Source organism: Micromonospora sp. NPDC004704 (assembly GCF_053601675.1).
Map to the genome: position 1 here is coordinate 67,666 of NZ_JBSGCD010000005.1, position 17,341 is coordinate 85,006.

Here is a 17,341-nt window from a genome sequence, read left to right on the forward strand (position 1 = left end):
ACCGGCCGGTTGGCGCGGTACCTCTTGCCGTCGAGCCGGACCGGACATCCGGTCGGATCAGGCGTGGTTTCGGGCGGCGATCAGGTCCAGGCGAGCAGTGCCGCCTCCGGATCGGCCAGGAACGCGCCGATGTCGCGCAGGAACTTCGACCCGAGTTCGCCGTCGATGATCCGGTGGTCGAACGACAGGCCGAGCGTGGTGACCTGACGTACCTTGATCTTGCCCTTGTGCACCCAGGGGGTGTCCCGGATGGTGCCGAGGGCCAGGATCGCGGACTCACCCGGCGGCAGGATCGGCGTACCCGTGTCGACCCCGAACACCCCCACGTTGGTGATCGTGAAGGTGCCACCGGACATGTCGGCCGGTGCCGTACGACCGGTCTTCGCGGTCTGGACCAGCCCGGTCATCGCGTCCGCCAGTTCCCGCAGGGAGAGCCGACCGGCATCCTTGATGTTCGGCACGATCAGCCCCCGCTCGGTGGCCGCCGCGATGCCGAGGTTGACGTACTCCTTGACCACGATCTCGTCGCCGGCCCAGGTCGAGTTGACCAAGGGATGCCGACCGACCGCCAGCAGGACCGCCTTGGCGACCAGCAGCAGCGGGGAGATCCGCACCTCCCGCCACTCCGGCAGCGCCCGCAGCCGGTCGATCGCCTTCATCGTCCGGGTCACGTCGACGGTCAGGAACTCGGTGACGTGCGGTGCGGTGAACGCCGACGCGACCATGTTCGCCGCGGTCAGCTTCCGTACCCCCTTCACCGGGATCCGCTGCTCGCGGTCGGGTCCGAAGGCCGGGGCCGAGGACCCGGTCACCGTCGCCACCGTCGGCTCGGCCACCGTCGCGGCGCCGGCCGAGGCCCGGTGTACGTCTTCCCGGGTGATCGACCCGAGCGGTCCCGACCCGGCGAGTACGGACAGATCCACTCCCAGGTCCCGGGCGAGCTTGCGCACCGGGGGCTTGGCGAGCACGGGCCCACCGCCCGTCGGCGCCGGCTGCACCTGCGGTGTCGGAGCCGGTGTCGGGACCGGTGTCGGAGCAGGAACGGGCTGCCGTACCGGTGCCGGAGCTGCCTGCACCGGAGCTGCCGCGGCCACCGGCTCCGCACCCTTGCGGGGCCTCCGCTTGGCGGCGCCGGTCTTCGGTCCGTAACCCACCAGGACGGCGGTACGCCCACCCGGTGCCGGACCACCGATCATTCCGGGCTCGATCGCGCCCTCGGCCGGGGCGATCTCCACCGCGGCCAGTGCCTCGGCCGACGGGACGGGCAGGCCACCGTTGTCACCGGGGCCGAGCGGTCCGGCGCCGGGCTGGGTGTCGATCTGGATGATCGGCGCGCCGACCTCGACCACGGCACCCTCGGCCTCGAAGATGGCGTGCACGACGCCACCCCACTTCGCCGGGATCTCGACCGCAGCCTTCGCGGTCTCCACCTCGACGATCGGCTGGTTGAGCTCGATCGTGTCGCCGACCGAGACCAGCCACTTGAGGATCTCGCCCTCGGTCAGGCCCTCGCCCAGGTCGGGCAGGTTGAACTGTTCGATCCGTGGCATTAGCTCACCATCCGAAGGTGCGGTCGACGCCGTCGAGCACCCGGTCGAGGGTCGGCAGGTAGTCCTCCTCGACCCGGGCGGCCGGGTACGGAGTGTCGTACCCCGTCACCCGCAGCACCGGCGCCTCCAGCGAGTAGAAGCACTCCTCCGTGATCCGGGCGGCCAGCTCCGAGCCGAGGCCCAGGTTGCCGGGGGCCTCGTGCACCACCACGCACCTACCGGTCCGGCGTACCGAGTCGTAGACCGGGCGCAGGTCCAGCGGGGAGAGCGAACGCAGGTCGAAGACCTCCAGGTCCCGGCCGTCCTCCTCGGCGGCGGTGGCCGCGTCCAGGGCGGTCCGGACCATCGGCCCGTACGCGAGCACGGTGGCGTCCCGGCCGGCGCGCACCAGACGGGTGGCGTGCAGCGGGTACGCGTCGGCGAGCGGGGCGTCGACGTCGACCGGGCCCTTCTCGTAGTACCGGCGCTTCGGCTCCAGGAAGACGATCGGGTCGTCCGACAGCACCGACTGCTGGATCATCGAGTACGCGTCCTGGGGGGAGGCGCAGCTCACGACCTTGAGCCCGGCGGTGTGCGAGAAGTACGCCTCCGGCGACTCCGAGTGGTGCTCGACCGCACCGATGCCGCCGCCGTACGGGATCCGGATGACGATCGGCAGTTTGACCTTGCCCTGCGACCGGTAGTGCATCTTCGCCACCTGCGACACGATCTGGTCGTACGCGGGGTAGACGAAGCCGTCGAACTGGATCTCGCAGATTGGCCGGTAGCCGCGGATGGCCAGGCCGACCGCGGTGCCGATGATGCCGGACTCGGCGAGCGGGGTGTCGATGATCCGGTTCTCGCCGAAGTCCTTCTGGAGTCCGTCGGTGATCCGGAAGACGCCGCCGAGCTTGCCGACGTCCTCGCCCATGATGATGACCTTGGGGTCCTGCTCCAGTGCGCGCCGCAGGCCGAGGTTGAGTGCCTTGCCCAGGGTGAGGGTTTCGGTGGCCATCAGTGCGCACTCCCTTCGAACGACTCCAGGTACCGGGCTGCCTGCTCACGTTCTGCGTCGACCAGCGGGGAGCCGTGGGCGTAGACGTGGTCGAAGAGGGTCAGCGGCTCCGGGTCCGGCATGGCGAGCACCCGCTCGCGCAGGTGCAGGGACTCCCGCTTGGCCTGCTCGTCGATGTCGGCGAAGAACGACTCGTCGGCGATCTGCTGCTTCTCGAGGAACGCCTTCATCCGGGCCAGCGGGTCCTTGGCCCGCCACGCCTCGACCTCGCTGGCGATCCGGTAGCGGGTCGGGTCGTCGGTGGTGGTGTGCGCACCCATCCGGTACGTGTACGCCTCGATCAGGGTCGGTCCCTGTCCGTTGCGCGCGTTGTCCAGGGCGTTGCGGGTGACCGCGTACGTGGCGAGCACGTCGTTGCCGTCGACCCGTACGCCGGGGAAGCCGAAGCCGGCGGCCCGCTGGTAGAGCGGGACGCGGGTCTGGCGCTCCAGCGGCTCGGAGATCGCGTACTGGTTGTTCTGGCAGAAGAAGACGATCGGCGAGTTGAACACACCCGACCAGACGAACGCCTCGTTCACATCACCCTGCGAGGTTGCCCCGTCACCGAAGTACGCGATGACCGCTTCGCCCTCGTCGCCGCCGATCCTGCCGTCCATGCTGATGCCCATGGCGTAGCCGGTCGCGTGCAGAGTCTGTGCCCCGATGACGATCGTGTACATGTTGAACTTGAACTCGTTGGGGTCCCAACCGCCCTGGTCCACGCCGCGGAAGAGTCCCAGCGGCATGATCGGGTCGATCCCGCGGCAGTAGAGCACGCCGTGCTCGCGGTAGGTGGGGAATGCCATGTCCTGCGTACGCAGGGCTCGGCCCGAACCGACCTGGGCGGCCTCCTGGCCGAGCAGGCTGGCCCAGATGCCCAGCTCGCCCTGACGCTGCAGCGCGGTCGCCTCCGCGTCGAGCTTGCGCACCAGGACGAGGTCGCGGTAGAGCCCGCGGTACTCCTCGTCGGTGAAGTCCACCCGGTACTCGGTCCCGTCCGGTCCCGTCGCCGAGTCGATCCGGTCACCGTCCGGGGTGAGCAGCTGCACGAGGTTGGGATCACCCGTGCTCTTCGCCCCCGGCTTTGCAGCCCTGGGTGCGGCCCGCTTGCCACGGGCCGTGGCCCCGCCGTCGCCTCTCGCCATCCGTCTCTCCCTGTCGTGTGTGCGTCGGCCTCGGGGGTTTCCCGACCGCGCAGCTCCTGCGCCCGTGCCGGCTGCTGCCGGACCGGGTAGTGGCCGCCACGCCTAGCCCCGGTGGGGGTTGCCGCGCGGCGTGAACCGGATTCTGGCCGAACCAGGTTCGGGAGTTGCCGGCGCCGAGCCGCGCCTGCCGCGGGGTACGCGGAGACCTTGGCTGCGTTGCCGTCAGGTCCATATTTGCAGAGGTGGTGAGCGCGCCCACAGCTCGGCCTCGACCAGTGATCGACGGACGTCGGCTTCATGGAGTCCTGTCCCTTTTATGACTGTAGGGAGCGTCGGCACCAAACTTCAAAAATTGACACGCTGTGGGGGGCTAGCCAACAAAGCGTTACTACGTCACTGTATGTGGCGGTGCTACCGCTGCGGTAGGGAGAGTTCTTCCCCGCCGCCCCGCCCGGTTGACGCCGCCGTACGTCGGTGCCGGTGATGTCGTATGACTCGATGTCGCCGGTGCCGGCGTCAGGCGCGCTCACCGGTGCGCTCGACAGGACGAGGAGGACGCCCGTGCCGGATCACGGTGCCGACCCCGTACCCTCGCTGCCGCCCCGCCACCGGCGGTCCGGCCCCCCGCCCGCGAGCCGCCGCGCCACCGGCGCCCACCGCGCGGAGGGGCTCGCCGGCCCGACCCGGCGGTACCTGTTCATCGTCACCCTGCTGGCGAGCACCTCGTCGCTGCCGATCATCGCCGCGATCAGCGCCGGTTCCGCCACCGTCGGCGGCACCAGACCGACCGGCACCATGCCGTTCATCGCCCCGCCGTCCGAGGGGCCGGTTGTCCTGCCGCTCCCGCCGACGGCCCTGCCGGGCGCCCTGCCGCCGGCCGCCGAGGCCCGGATCACCCCGTCGGTGCTCCGACAGCCCCCGGACCCGGCCGACCGGCCGACCCGGGGTCCCGTACCGGCCCGGCCCGAGCCGGGTCACCCGCCCCGCCCGGCCCCGCAGCCGACCCGCCCGCCGGCACCGCCCCCGGTGCCACCGCCGAGCCCGGAACCGACCGCGTCGAGCCCGGCCCCGCAGCCGTCCCCGACCGGCCCGCCCGGTCCGACCCCGGAGCCGACCGCGAGCCCGACCCCGGAGCCGACGGTCAGCCCGTCACCGGAGCCGACCCTCAGCCCGGAGCCGACCTCGAGTCCGGTACCCGATCCGAGCGTCGCCCCGACCCCGGAGCCGACCGCGAGCGGACCCGACCCGACCCCGGAACCGACCGGCAGTCCCGCACCGGACCCGACCGAGAGCGACCCGCCGCTTCCGACGCCCGCGCCGACCGGAAGCGACTCACCGGGTCCGACGCCCGCGCCGACCGAGAGCGACCCGCCGGGTCCGACGGCCGCGCCGACCGGCACCGGTACGCCCGTGCCCACGCCGTCCGTCCGGCCGACGCCGATTCCGTCCCCGCGAGCGGCGGTCGCCGGCCTGTCGGCCCTGCCCGCCTGAGGTTCTCGGCGGGCGGGCGGTCGGCGCGAGATGCGACGGGCCGGTCGGCGCCAACGGTCTCCGTCGCGTCCCTGAGCTGTCGGTTCGGCCGATCACCAGGCAGTGACGACTGACTATGCTGATCCTCTTCGATTCGATTCCGGGTCACCCCCGGGCGACCCGAACGGGAGGGCAGTGTGGCTCAATCCAGTCGTACCTGGCGTCGTCGCCTGTTGGCCGCCGGCACCGCGATGGTGCTGGGCGTGGTCGTGGCGGCGCCGCCGGCACAGGCCACCGGCGGCGGGTCGGGAGCTTTCCAGTCCTGGCTGGTACGCAAGGCGGTCACCGCCAACGGCGTACTGCACCATCTGAAGGAACTCCAGAAGATCAGTGACCGCAACGGCGGCAACCGCGCCTCCGGTTCACCCGGTTACAACAAGTCCGTCGACTACGCCGAGAAGGTGCTGCGCAAGGCCGGTTACCGGACCACCCGGCAGGCGTTCGACTTCCAGACCTTCCTGATCAACAGTCCGTCCGAACTGGACCGGGTATCCCCCGCACCGGGCGCACTGGAACACCGGATCATGAGCTACTCGGGCAGCGCCGACGTCACCGCGCCGGCCTCCGTACCAATCGGTGACCAGTTCGGATGTACGGCGGCAGCCTTCGGCCCGGCCAACGTCGGCACCATCGTCCTGGTCAGCCGGGGCACCTGCCCGTTCGGCGACAAGGCGCTCGCCGCGGCAGCCGCCGGAGCGTCGGCGATCGTCGTCTACAACAACACCACCGGAGCACTGGCCGGCACCCTCGGCAACACCTTCACCGCCAACTTCGCCGCGGTCGGGGTGACCCAGGCGCTCGGTCAGGAACTCGTCGGCCAGGTCCCGGGTGGACTGACCCTGCGGGTGCGTACGGACACCTTCCGGGGCATGGCCACCACCGAGAACCTGATCGCCGAGTCGCGGTGGGGCAACCCGAACAACGTGGTGATGGCCGGTGCGCACCTCGACTCGGTCCCCGAGGGGCCGGGCATCAACGACAACGGCAGCGGCAGCGGGGCGATCCTGGAGGTCGCCGAGCAGATGAGGCTGCTGCACCCGAAGAACAAGGTACGGTTCGCGCTCTGGGGCGCCGAGGAGTCCAACCTGGTCGGCTCGACGTACTACATCGCCAACCTGCCGCAGGCGGAGCGGGACAGGATCGCGCTCTACCTGAACTTCGACATGGTCGGCTCGCCGAACTACGTACGGTTCGTCTACGACGGTGACAACTCGGCCTTCCCACCGGGCACCGGTTCGGCGGTCGGACCGCCCGGTTCCGGGGCGATCGAGGCCCTCTTCCACGACTACTTCGAGTCCCAGGGGCTGGCGTCGGCGGAAACGCCGTTCTCCGGCCGCAGCGACTACGGCCCGTTCATCGCGGCCGGTGTCGACATCCCCTCCGGTGGCCTGTTCACCGGTGCCGAGCTGGTCAAGACCGAGGCCGAGGCGGCGGTCTACGGCGGGACCGCCGGAGTCGCGTACGACGTCTGCTACCACCAGGCCTGCGACAACATCCGCAACGTGAGCAAGAAGGCGATCGACGAGATGTCCGACGCGGTCGCACACGCCGTGGTCACGTACGCCTTCGACACCCGCAGCCTGAACGCCCCGAGCAACGGACCGGCGAGCGGCTCGACCGCTCCGGCCGGCGGTGGCGGCGGACTGCACGACGATCACGGGTACGCCAGCTAGTCAGCACGGAAACGGGGTACGGGGCGGCGCAGAAGCGTCGCCCCGTACCCGTTCTTCAGGTTCGGTTGCTAGGCCGGTTCCTCGCCGAGGCGCTGGCGGTTCGCCTCGATCCAGGCGTCGAGCGCGTCCGGGTCGTCCGGGTCCACCCCGTCCGCCATCAACTGCGCCACCGCCGCCGTCGCCGGGCTGCGCCGCTCACCGGTGCTGTAGAGCCGGGCGAACTCCGGCACCATCTCCTCGATGGCCTCGTCCGTCTGCGGCACCGCCGACTCCGGCAGGCCACGCCGACGGGCGGCATAGGCGGCCCAGGCACGTACCGCCCGGGGCAGCATGGCCGCGTCGTCCATGTCGAGCACCGCGCGGCGGTGCACCCAGTCGAGCAGGAAGAGGCCGGCGACCGCCGGACTCCACCGCATCGGGTCCGCGTCCGGGAAGCTCGCCGAGTGGTCCAGCACCAGGCTGAGGCAGAAGTGCAGCGAGGCCAGGTCGGCCTCCGGCACGTCGGCCAGCCCGAACCGGGCCGCCTCCGGCGAGTCGAGGAACGCCCGGACCAGCGCCGAACGCTGCTCCGCCGACAGCGGCTCCGGCTCGTCCGGCACCGCCGTCAGCACCGAGGCCGGCAGCAACGCCAGCCGGGCGCCGACCAGGGCCCGGTCGGTGGCGAGGGAGCCCTCCGCCGGCAGGTCACCGAGCTCGTCGGTCACCGCCAGGTAGCGGTCCACCTCGCGGCGCAACCGGCGCGGTTCCTCCTCCCGGAACCAGGTCAGCTCGTCGTTGGCGCACATCTCGCGTACCTGACCGAGGATGCGTTCGGCCGGCCCGCCGACGAAGACGTCCTTGGTGATCCCGATGTTGTGGTCGACCAGGGCCACCACCGCATGCTCCGGCCCGCCCGCCTCACCGTCGTCGTACGCGAAGGTGGCGAGGTAGGACGTCTGGTCGCCGTACACGTCGCCGTAGGCGTAGCTGCCGGTGAGCCGGACCTTGCCGAGCTGGCCCGACCACGACGGCGCGGACGCGCCCTGCTTCACCGTGGCCGCGCCCTCCGCGTCCGGCACCAGGGTGGCGAACACGTTCCGGATGGTGGTCGCGGCGGCCGTCCGCCGCCGCGACGTCGCGGCGAGGAAACCGCCGACGAACTCGCGTACGGCCGTGCTGCGGTCTTCGTCGGCGATCGCGTAGACACTGCCCAGAAGTGCCGCGCCGAGCATTTCGGCATCCAGTGCGCAGTCCAGCTTGGTTACGTCGCGGGCGGCGTGCAGCACCGCGTCGTAGGGGGTTTGAGGCGTCGCCATGGCTCCGACCCTACGCCCGCGGCCACCTCGTGAGTACCAGCAGCGCGCCCGGCGCGAGTACGCCCAGAGCGAGCGAGACGAGGCTGGCGACCAGCCCGCCACCGGCCAGCGTCCCGTGATGGGACAGGTGGAAGGCGAGGTGCAGGGCGGAGAAGAGCAGCACCCCGCCGAGTACCACCCTGGTCACCCGCCGGTCGGCCAGCCAGGCGGCGGCGAGCAGCAGTGCGCCCAGGGTCAGGAACGCCGCCCCGACATCGGTCATCAGGTGCACGTTGAACGGCGGGTACGCGGCCGTCCAGGTCTGCCCGAAACCGGGAAAGTGGTCGAAGAACCAGCGCGGGGCGGCCACCGCGGGAATGCCCCACGACACGTGCAACACACCGAGCAGGACCAGACCGGCGCGCAGCAGCGGCCCCGCCCACCGGTTCACCGGCAGGGCGCCCACGGTTGCCCGCTCACCGGGAGGAGGTGGCCAGGGCGAGCGCCTCGCGGGCCTGGGCGTACCGGCGGAGCACCTCGCGTACGGGCGCGACGACGAGTTCCTTGCCCACCTCGGAGACGGCGGCGTGCAGCCGCTCCTCGGCCCGTCCACCGGCCCGCCGGGCCGCGAATCCGATGATCGGCTTGACCAGCAGGGCGACCACCACCCCGAGCAGCAGCCCGCCGAGCAGCAGGACGGTCGGCATCGGCACCACCCCGACGGTCGGGTAGTCCAGCGGAGGCAGACCCAGCGCCCGCAGCGCGTACCCGACCACCAGCCAGCCGAGCCCGGCCAACGCGCCCAGGATGGCCAGCCACTGGACCCCGCCGACGACCCGCCACCAGAGCGGGCTGCGCCCCATGCCGAGGTCGGTGCCGGCCACCGCCCGGTCGAGAGCGTCCGGCAGGTCGGTGAGGCGGGACCGGGCCGCGGCGGTCACCGCCGCCGTCCACGGCTCGGGGAGCGCGGCTCCGGACTGGTCGGCGATCGCCCGTACGGCCAGCCCGACGGCGGCCCGCTGGGCGGCGGTCGGGTCGGGCAGCGAGGTGACCCCGATAGGGGTGCCTCCGGTGCCGGAGTCGACGGCGGGGGTGTCGTCCCGTCCGGGGCCGGGCAGGTGCAGCCGGCGCAACGGATCGGGGCGCAGCCGCCGCCAGCCGCGTACGACCGGCCAACCGGTGGCCGCGCCGGCCCGGTGCACGTACGCCCTGCGGGTCGCCTCGGCCACCGCCGGCACTCCGGCGGAGCCGGCGAGTGCCTCGGTGAGCCGCCGGATCGTCCGCCGGTCGATGTCGTTCTCGTTCGCCGGTGGGCCCATCAGTTCGGCGAGTTCGTCGACGACCACGTCCACGTCGGCGGAGAGCCGGCTCAGTGCCGCCTGCCGCTCCGCGACCGTACGTTCGAGGGTGGCCCGCAGGTCGGCGATGCCGGCCTGGTTCAGGGTCGAGGTGGCCAGCACCGGGACCTGGTCCAGCTCGTCGCGGGCGAGGATCTGGCGCAGGTCGGCCACCACCCGGGGCACGTCGGCCGGTGGGAGCCGGTCGGACTGGTTGAGCACCACCACGGTGACGTCCTGGTGCCGCTTGAAGTCGCGCAGGTAGTTGGCGTGCACCACCCGGTCGGCGTACTTCTGCGGGTCGACCACCCAGACGACCAGGTCGACCAGGCCGAGCAGCCGGTCCACCTCCGCCCGGTGCGCCCACTGGACCGAGTCGAAGTCGGGCAGGTCGAGCAGGACCAGGCCGTGCAGGGCCAACTCGTCGTCACCGTCGAGGGCGCTCTCCCGTACGAACCGGTGTCGGGGGAGCACGCCGACCCAGTCGAGCAGCTTGGCGGCGCCGGTCAGTGGTCCCCAGACGCAGGCGTGGGTGACGCCGGTGGTCGGCCGGCGTACCCCGACCGGGGACATCTCCCACCGGGCGAGCGCGTTGAACAGGCTCGACTTGCCGCTGCCGGTGGCGCCGGCGAGGGCGACCACGGTGTGGTCCCGGGACAGGGCGAGCCGGGCCTCGGCCCGTTCGACCAGGGTGTGCGCGGCGCCGAGGGGCTTTTCCGGCAGCAACCCGTCGACGGCGCGCCGGAACCGGTCGATCGCCTCCAGCCGGTTCAGCAGCCGGTCGGCGTCGATCAGCCGGCCGCCGCGCAGCGCGTCGCGTACCTTGCCCGCGAGGTTGCTCACCGGGCTCCCTCCGGGCCGCCGGTGGTGAGGCCGGTCCGGGCCCGGGCGCGTTCGACCGCCTCGGCGGCGGCGCGCAGCCGGGCGCCGGGTTCCTCGCCGACCTCGACGGTCGCGAGCTGGTCGAGGTAGCGGGCCATCTCCTCGTCCAACAGCCGGTCGACCAGGACCAGCAGGTCGCGGCGGGCGCGGGCGGCCAGGGTACGGATGGCCTGGTCACCGAAGATCGCTTCGAGCACCTTCTGTGCGGCGACGGTGGTGCCGCCCGCCGCGGCGACCTCCAACCCGGTCGGGATGAAGGCGGTCGAGGCGAAGACCGCCACCATGACCGCGAGCCCCATCGCGTTGACCGCGTACGCGGCGGTACGGGCGACGAACCGCTTGTCACCGGCCTCGGCCCGGACCAGCTCCAGTACGCCGCGCTGCCAGTCCCGGATCAGCCGCTCGGCCCGGTCCGGCAGGTCCACCCCGGGGCGGCCGAGCGCCGGGGTGAGCAGCGCCGCCCCGGACGGATGGGTGTGCCAGGCGTTGTACGCCCCCTCGGCGGCCTCGGCGGCGACTCCGCGCAGCAGGTTGACCAGTTGGGACTCGATCGCGTGCTGGAGTTGCCGGCCCGGCGCGGGTCGCCCGGTGACCGCCGCGACGACCCGGTCACGGAGCCGACCGATCCGCGCCTCCAGGGTGCGGAACAGTTCACCGGTGCCGACGAACTCCTGCCAGCGGTTGAGCACCTCGCCGCGGAGCAGCCGGCCGTCCTGGAGCCCGTTCTCGACCGTACGCCGGGCGCCCCGGTAGGCGGCGCGGGCGCGCTCGGCGAGGTCGTCGGCGGTGGCCGCCTGGTCGTCGGCGGCGGTGGCCAGGCTGGCGACCGCCGGCCGCAGCGCGGTCAGCGCCCCGTCGAGGGTCTGCCGGACCACCGCGGCGCGGGCGTCGGCGTCGCCGGCCAGTCGGGCGAACCAGGACCGCAGCGGCGCGGTGTACCGCTCCGGCAGCAGGCCCTGCCCGTCGACCGGGGTCTCGGGGAGGACGAACAGCGGTGCCGCCCCCAGCTTTTGTTCGGTGAGCATCTCGGTGAGGTGGTCGGCGACCTCGTCGGCGGCCTCGCGGGGGACCCGGTCGAGCACGAGGGCGATCACGGTGCCGCGCAGCCGGGCGGTGCGGAGCAGTTCCCACGGGACGGCGTCGGCGTACCGGGCGGCGGTGGTGACGAAGAGCCACAGGTCGGCGGCGGCCAGGAGCTGTGAGGCGAGGGCCCGGTTGGCGTCGACCACGGAGTCGATGTCGGGGGCGTCGAGGAAGGCCAGGCCGGGGGCGAGGGCGGGCGCCGCGATGAGCTGCAGCGTGCCGGGGTCGTCACTGGCGTCGGTCGTACGGGTCAGGCCGGGCAGGAGTTCGCCCTGCCGGAACCAGGCCAGGTCGCTCGGGTTGCAGACCAGGACGGGTGCCCTGGTTGTCGGCCGGAGCACTCCGGTGGCGCTGACCCGGGCCTGGACCAGGCTGTTGACCAGGGTCGACTTGCCGGCGCCGGTGGAGCCCCCGACGACCACGAGCAGCGGTGCGTCGAGCCGGGCGAGGCGCGGCAGCAGGTAGTCGTCGAGTTGCGCGGCCACCGCCGAGCCGACCTGCCGGGCCTCGTCGGCCGACGGCAGGACCAACGGGTACGTCGTCTCGGTGATCGCCGTACGCAGTTGCGCCAGCGCCGGCCGCAGGTCGGGTTCGGTGCCCTGTGCGACCTCCGGGCCGTCCGCTGCCCGCCAGGTCACCTCGTGCACGACCGGTGCACGATGGGTGCCTTCGGGCGCTGCCGTCCCGGCACGGGCTCTTGCGGGCCCGGTGTCGCCGGTGCCGGCGATCGGTTGCTCCTCGCTCGTCCGGTCGGTGGGCGGTTGAGAGGAAGATTCGGATATTGTGGGAGGTTTCTCCACGATGGCGGGCGCGCCGGGACCGCTGGCGGGATCGCCGTGCGTCGTCACGGGTAAAGCCTGCCTGATGCATGCAAGACAGACAACAGGCACCCATGTCGGTCCGTCCGTACCGATGTGGTGACGGCCGGCATTCGGCCCTGCTCAGCGGGCCGATCGGCCGAGGTTGCGTGGATGTGACTCAACTCCAACTTGACGCCTGGGATCATCGTGGCACTATTGAGTCCGGTCCACTCAACTTGCGGTGGGTGTGCTGCGGGCGGTGCCCGTCACCTGCCTAGTAACGAAGCGAGGAAGCAAAGATGGCACGTGCGGTCGGCATCGACCTCGGCACGACGAACTCCTGCGTCAGCGTTCTCGAAGGCGGTGAGCCTACCGTCATCGCGAACGCCGAGGGCTCGCGGACGACTCCTTCGATCGTCGCGTTCGCCCGGAACGGCGAGGTGCTCGTCGGTGAGGTCGCCAAGCGCCAGGCGGTGACCAACCCGGACCGGACCATCCGGTCGGTCAAGCGGGAGGTCGGCACCAACTGGTCGGTAGACATCGACGGCAAGAAGTACACCCCGCAGGAGATCTCGGCGCGCACGCTGATGAAGCTCAAGCGGGACGCCGAGGCGTACCTGGGCGAGCGGATCACCGACGCGGTGATCACCGTTCCGGCGTACTTCAACGACGCCCAGCGGCAGGCCACCAAGGAGGCCGGTGAGATCGCCGGCTTCAACGTACTGCGGATCGTGAACGAGCCGACCGCGGCGGCGTTGGCCTACGGGCTGGACAAGGGCTCCAAGGAGCAGACCGTACTGGTCTTCGACCTCGGTGGCGGCACCTTCGACGTGTCGCTGCTGGAGCTGGCCGAGGGCGTGGTCGAGGTCAAGTCGACCAGCGGTGACAACCACCTGGGCGGCGACGACTGGGACGAGCGGATCATCGACCACCTGGTCAAGACCTTCCGTGGCCAGCACGGCGTCGACCTGTCCCAGGACAAGATGGCGATGCAGCGGCTCCGCGAGGCGGCCGAGAAGGCCAAGATCGAGCTGTCCGCGGCGACCACCACCAGCATCAACCTGCCGTACATCACCGCCGGTCCGGCGGCCACCGACGGTGCCCCGTCGGCCCCGCTGCACCTCGACGCCACCCTGACCCGGGCCGAGTTCCAGCGCATGACGCAGGACCTGCTGGACCGCACCAAGGGCCCGTTCGAGCAGGCGATCAAGGACGCCGGCGTCAAGGTTGCCGACGTCGACCACGTGATCCTGGTCGGCGGCTCCACCCGGATGCCGGCCGTCTCCGAGCTGGTCAAGCAGCTCATCGGTCGCGACCCGAACAAGGGCGTCAACCCGGACGAGGTCGTCGCGGTCGGTGCCGCGCTGCAGGCCGGTGTGCTCAAGGGTGAGGTCAAGGACGTCCTGCTGCTCGACGTGACCCCGCTGAGCCTGGGCATCGAGACCAAGGGCGGCATCTTCACCAAGCTGATCGAGCGCAACACCACCATCCCGACCAAGCGCTCCGAGGTCTTCACCACGGCGGACGACAACCAGCCGTCGGTGCTGATCCAGGTCTTCCAGGGTGAGCGCGAGATCGCCTCCTACAACAAGAAGCTCGGCACCTTCGAGCTGACCGGGCTGCCGCCGGCGCCGCGCGGCGTGCCGCAGGTCGAGGTCACCTTCGACATCGACGCCAACGGCATCGTGCACGTCAACGCGAAGGACCTGGGCACCGGCAAGGAGCAGTCGATGACGATCACCGGCGGCTCGGCGCTGCCGAAGGACGACATCGAGCGGATGATGCGCGACGCCCAGGACCACGCCGACGACGACAAGCGCCGCCGCGAGGAGGCGGAGACCCGCAACGTCGCCGAGCAGCTCCAGTGGCAGACCGAGAAGTTCCTGGCCGAGAGCGGCGACAAGCTCCCCGGCGAGTCCCGCGACCAGATCAACGAGGCACTCGGTGACCTGCGCAGCGCGCTCGGCGGCACCGACCTGGAGGCGATCAAGTCGGCGCACGAGAAGCTGGCCACCGTCTCCCAGCAGGCCGGCTCGCTGCTCTACGCCCAGCAGGCGGAGCAGGGCGAGCAGCCCGGTGCCGCGGGTGCGGGTGCCGGCGCGACCGGTGCCGGCCCGACCGGCAAGCCGGCCGGCGGTCCGGACGACGTCGTGGACGCCGAGATCGTCGACGAGGACGACAAGAAGTGACCCGTCGCCACCACGCCGGCCCGGCCGCCCCTGTGCGGTCGGGACCGGCGCTGCCTTCGGCGCTCATCGGCGCGAGGTAGTCGCGTGGCCGAACAGCGCAGGGTGATCGCCCAGCCCGGTCCCGTGGACCGGGGTCTGGACGAGCGGAGCGAGGAGAAGTCATGACGGAGAAGCCACAAGCCGCCGACCCGGAGACCACCGGGTCGACGCCGGGTGGCTCCGGCCCGGCGCAGGAGCAGGCTGGCGAGCGGGTTGTCATCCGGGACAATCGGAAGATCGATCGGCACGACAACGGGTCCGACCCGGCCACCGACGACGCCGATGCGGCGGATGTCGAGGCGCGGGTGAACGGGGTCGAGCCGGGGCAGCCGGACGAGTCGGACGACGACGAGGAACTGGTGGGCGAGTCGGACACCCCGATCCTGGACGAGTTGGTCGAGGACGCCGAGGTCGAGGTGGAGCTCGCTGACGGCAAGGCCCGAGGGCCGAAGCTGGATCAGGCGACCGGCCCGGAGGGTGCGGTGGTGGATTCACCGGCAAAGCCGGTCAGCGGCGCACCCGGTCCGCTCGGCGCCGAGTTGGAGGCACTGCGCGGCGAGCTCGACGAGCGGACCCGGGACCTCCAGCGGGTGTCGGCGGAGTACGCCAACTACCGCAAGCGGGTGGACCGGGACCGGGGGGTGGCAGCCGAGCAGACCACCGGACAGGTGCTGACCGCGCTGCTGCCCGTACTGGACGACCTGGACCGGGCACGCGAGCACGGCGACCTGGTCGGGCCGTTCGGCACCGTGGCCGAGCAGCTCAACACGGCACTGACCAGGTTCGGCCTGACCCCCTTCGGGGAGAAGGGCGACCCGTTCGACCCGACCCGGCACGAGGCGGTGGCGCACCAGACCTCGGCCGAGGTCACCGAGCCCACCTGCGTCGAGGTCATGCGTCGCGGTTACCAGCTCGGCGAGCGGCTGCTGCGGCCCGCCCTGGTCGCCGTCGCCGATCCGGAGTAGTTGGATTCGACTGTCATGATCGGGGCGTACCGGGGGCCGCTGCGGCGGACGCGGTACGCCCCGATCACGACGCGAGGAAGGGGGTGGACGACAGATGAGTTCCAAGGACTGGCTGGAGAAGGACTTCTACGCCGCGCTGGGTGTGGGTAAGTCCGCCTCCTCCGATGAGATCAAGAAGGCGTACCGCAAGCTCGCCCGCGAGTCGCACCCGGACCACAACCCGGGTGACCCGCAGGCCGAGGAGCGGTTCAAGACCGTCTCCGAGGCGTACGACGTCCTCTCCGACGAGCGCAAACGCCGGGAGTACGACGAGATGCGCTCGCTGTTCGGCTCGGGTGCGTTCCGACGCAACGCCCGCAGCGGCCAGCCGAGCGCCGGCGGTTACCCGTTCGACGTGTCGGACCTGTTCGGCAACGCCGGTCAGGCGGGTGCCGGCGGTGCCGGAGACCGTCGGTTCGGCGGTGCCGGGTTCTCCGACCTGTTCAGCTCGATCTTCTCCGGTGGCGGTGCCGCCGGTGCGCCGCCACGGGCCCGTGGCCCGGCTCGGGGGCGCGACGTCGAGGCCGAGGTCGTACTCGACTTCAACGACGCCGTACGCGGGGTCACCCTGCCCCTGACCCTGCGCGCGCCGGGCGTCTGCGACACCTGCCACGGCGACGGTGCCAAGCCCGGCACCCAGCCGAGGGCCTGCCCACAGTGCCACGGTGCCGGTGTGGTCACCCGCAACCAGGGCTCGTTCAGCTTCTCCGAGCCGTGCCGCGAGTGCCAGGGCGTCGGCACGGTGGTTGAGGAGAAGTGCCCCGAGTGCCTCGGCACCGGCGGGGTGACCAAGACCCGCACCCTGAACGTACGGTTCCCGGGTGGGGTGGCCGACGGCCAGCGGATCCGGCTTGCCGGGCGCGGTGAGCCGGGCGAGCGCGGCGGCTCCGCCGGTGACCTCTACGTGCTGGTCAAGGTACGCAACGACGAGCTGTTCGGGCGCAGCGGTGACGACCTCACACTGACCGTCCCGATCACCATCGCCGAGGCGGTGCTCGGCACCGACCTGCGGCTGCCCACGATGGACGGTGCGGTGACCCTGCGGGTGCCGCCGGGCACACCGAGCGGCCGGACCCTGCGGGCCCGGGGCAAGGGTGTCGCCCGCCGCGACGGCCAGGCCGGCGATCTGCTGGTGACGGTCGAGGTCACGGTGCCGGCGCAGGTCTCTCCCGAGGCCCGTGAAGCATTGGAATTGTTCGCCAAGCAGACTCCTCCGGCCGGTCGGGAACATCTCGACGCCCGGGTGCGTCGAGTTAACTAGCGGTCGTGATGCGGAGGTGAGTGGCGATGACTGAGGAATTCATCATCTCGGTCGAGACGTCGTCCGATGCCAAGGTGTTGATGATCTCGGTGGCGGCGCGGATGGCGGGAATGCACCCCCAGACGTTGCGCCAGTACGACCGGATGGGGCTGGTCCAGCCCGGCCGGGCGGCCGGCGGTGGGCGGCGCTACAGCGTGCGCGACGTCGCCCTGCTGCGTGAGGTGCAGCGACTCAGTCAGGACGACGGGGTCAACCTCGCCGGCATCAAGCGGATCATCGGCCTGGAGCAGTTGGTCGACGAGTTGCAGCAGCGGATGGCGCAGATGGAAGCCGAGCTGGAGCACGCGTACCGGCGGGTCGCCGAGCTGGAGGCCGCAGCGGCCAGTGGCCCGTTCCCGCGCCGCGACCTCGTACCGACCAACCAGGTCTCGACCGCCCTGGTCGTCTGGCGCCCCCGTCCCCGCTGACCCGACCCGTTCGAGCCGTTCGGATACCACCACGCCCCGCATTTCCCCCCGGAAGTGCGGGGCGCTGCCCTACC

At 71.7% G+C, this 17,341-nt stretch carries 13 protein-coding genes; 6 read left to right on the forward strand and 7 right to left on the reverse strand.

Annotated elements, in window-relative coordinates; translation table 11 throughout:
- Positions 1-80: 80 nt before the first annotated feature.
- The 3 genes from ACWEFB_RS08495 to pdhA are packed head-to-tail and all read right to left on the reverse strand — an operon-like array spanning position 81 to position 3,728.
- Positions 81-1,550, reverse strand: coding sequence for a dihydrolipoamide acetyltransferase family protein (locus ACWEFB_RS08495; RefSeq protein ID WP_452283569.1), 1,470 nt, complete (start codon positions 1,548-1,550; stop codon positions 81-83).
- 4 nt (positions 1,551-1,554) lie between these two features.
- A complete protein-coding gene (locus ACWEFB_RS08500; RefSeq protein WP_326561994.1) occupies positions 1,555-2,544 on the reverse strand; it encodes an alpha-ketoacid dehydrogenase subunit beta in 990 nt (329 codons plus the stop codon).
- Positions 2,544-3,728, reverse strand: a complete 1,185-nt coding sequence (gene pdhA / locus ACWEFB_RS08505) for a pyruvate dehydrogenase (acetyl-transferring) E1 component subunit alpha (protein WP_452283571.1) — start codon at positions 3,726-3,728, stop codon at positions 2,544-2,546. Before pdhA ends, ACWEFB_RS08500 begins: the two co-directional genes overlap by 1 nt.
- 561 nt (positions 3,729-4,289) lie before the next feature.
- On the opposite strand from pdhA, the gene ACWEFB_RS08510 reads away from it, so the two are divergent.
- Together ACWEFB_RS08510 and ACWEFB_RS08515 are read left to right on the forward strand one after the other, a co-directional pair.
- A complete protein-coding gene (locus tag ACWEFB_RS08510; RefSeq protein WP_452283573.1) occupies positions 4,290-5,219 on the forward strand; it encodes a hypothetical protein in 930 nt (309 codons plus the stop codon).
- A gap of 176 nt (positions 5,220-5,395) precedes the next feature.
- Positions 5,396-6,931 (forward strand): M28 family metallopeptidase, encoded by a 1,536-nt coding sequence (locus ACWEFB_RS08515; protein ID WP_452283575.1) that lies wholly within the window; start codon positions 5,396-5,398, stop codon positions 6,929-6,931.
- Positions 6,932-6,999: 68 nt separating this feature from the next.
- On the opposite strand, the gene ACWEFB_RS08520 is transcribed toward ACWEFB_RS08515, so the two are convergent.
- Genes ACWEFB_RS08520 through ACWEFB_RS08535 form a run of 4 tightly spaced genes read right to left on the reverse strand, consistent with a single transcriptional unit; the run spans position 7,000 to position 12,145 of the window.
- Positions 7,000-8,226: a hypothetical protein gene (locus ACWEFB_RS08520; protein ID WP_452283577.1), complete on the reverse strand. Its 1,227-nt coding sequence runs from the start codon at positions 8,224-8,226 to the stop codon at positions 7,000-7,002.
- 10 nt (positions 8,227-8,236) lie between these two features.
- Positions 8,237-8,671 carry a hypothetical protein gene (locus tag ACWEFB_RS08525; RefSeq protein WP_452283579.1) on the reverse strand — a complete coding sequence of 145 codons (435 nt, stop codon included), beginning with the start codon at positions 8,669-8,671 and terminating at the stop codon, positions 8,237-8,239.
- Positions 8,672-8,681: 10 nt separating this feature from the next.
- Positions 8,682-10,385, reverse strand: a complete 1,704-nt coding sequence (locus ACWEFB_RS08530) for a GTPase (RefSeq protein WP_452283581.1) — start codon at positions 10,383-10,385, stop codon at positions 8,682-8,684.
- Complete coding sequence (locus ACWEFB_RS08535) at positions 10,382-12,145, reverse strand: ABC transporter (protein WP_452284048.1); 1,764 nt, start codon at positions 12,143-12,145, stop codon at positions 10,382-10,384. The genes ACWEFB_RS08530 and ACWEFB_RS08535 overlap by 4 nt, the downstream gene beginning before the upstream one ends.
- A 461-nt stretch (positions 12,146-12,606) precedes the next feature.
- On the opposite strand from ACWEFB_RS08535, the gene dnaK reads away from it, so the two are divergent.
- The 4 genes from dnaK to ACWEFB_RS08555 all read left to right on the forward strand — a co-directional run bounded on the left by dnaK (position 12,607) and on the right by ACWEFB_RS08555 (position 17,267).
- The gene (dnaK, locus tag ACWEFB_RS08540) at positions 12,607-14,496 is read left to right on the forward strand and encodes a molecular chaperone DnaK (protein WP_452283583.1); all 1,890 of its coding nucleotides are present in this window, start codon (positions 12,607-12,609) and stop codon (positions 14,494-14,496) included.
- A 161-nt stretch (positions 14,497-14,657) separates the two neighbouring features.
- Entirely contained in the window at positions 14,658-15,500 is an 843-nt protein-coding gene (gene grpE, locus ACWEFB_RS08545; protein WP_452283585.1) for a nucleotide exchange factor GrpE, read from the forward strand.
- A gap of 94 nt (positions 15,501-15,594) precedes the next feature.
- Complete coding sequence (dnaJ, locus tag ACWEFB_RS08550; protein ID WP_326562003.1) at positions 15,595-16,800, forward strand: molecular chaperone DnaJ; 1,206 nt, start codon at positions 15,595-15,597, stop codon at positions 16,798-16,800.
- A gap of 26 nt (positions 16,801-16,826) precedes the next feature.
- Positions 16,827-17,267, forward strand: a complete 441-nt coding sequence (locus ACWEFB_RS08555) for a heat shock protein transcriptional repressor HspR (RefSeq protein ID WP_326562004.1) — start codon at positions 16,827-16,829, stop codon at positions 17,265-17,267.
- Positions 17,268-17,341 lie beyond the last annotated feature (74 nt).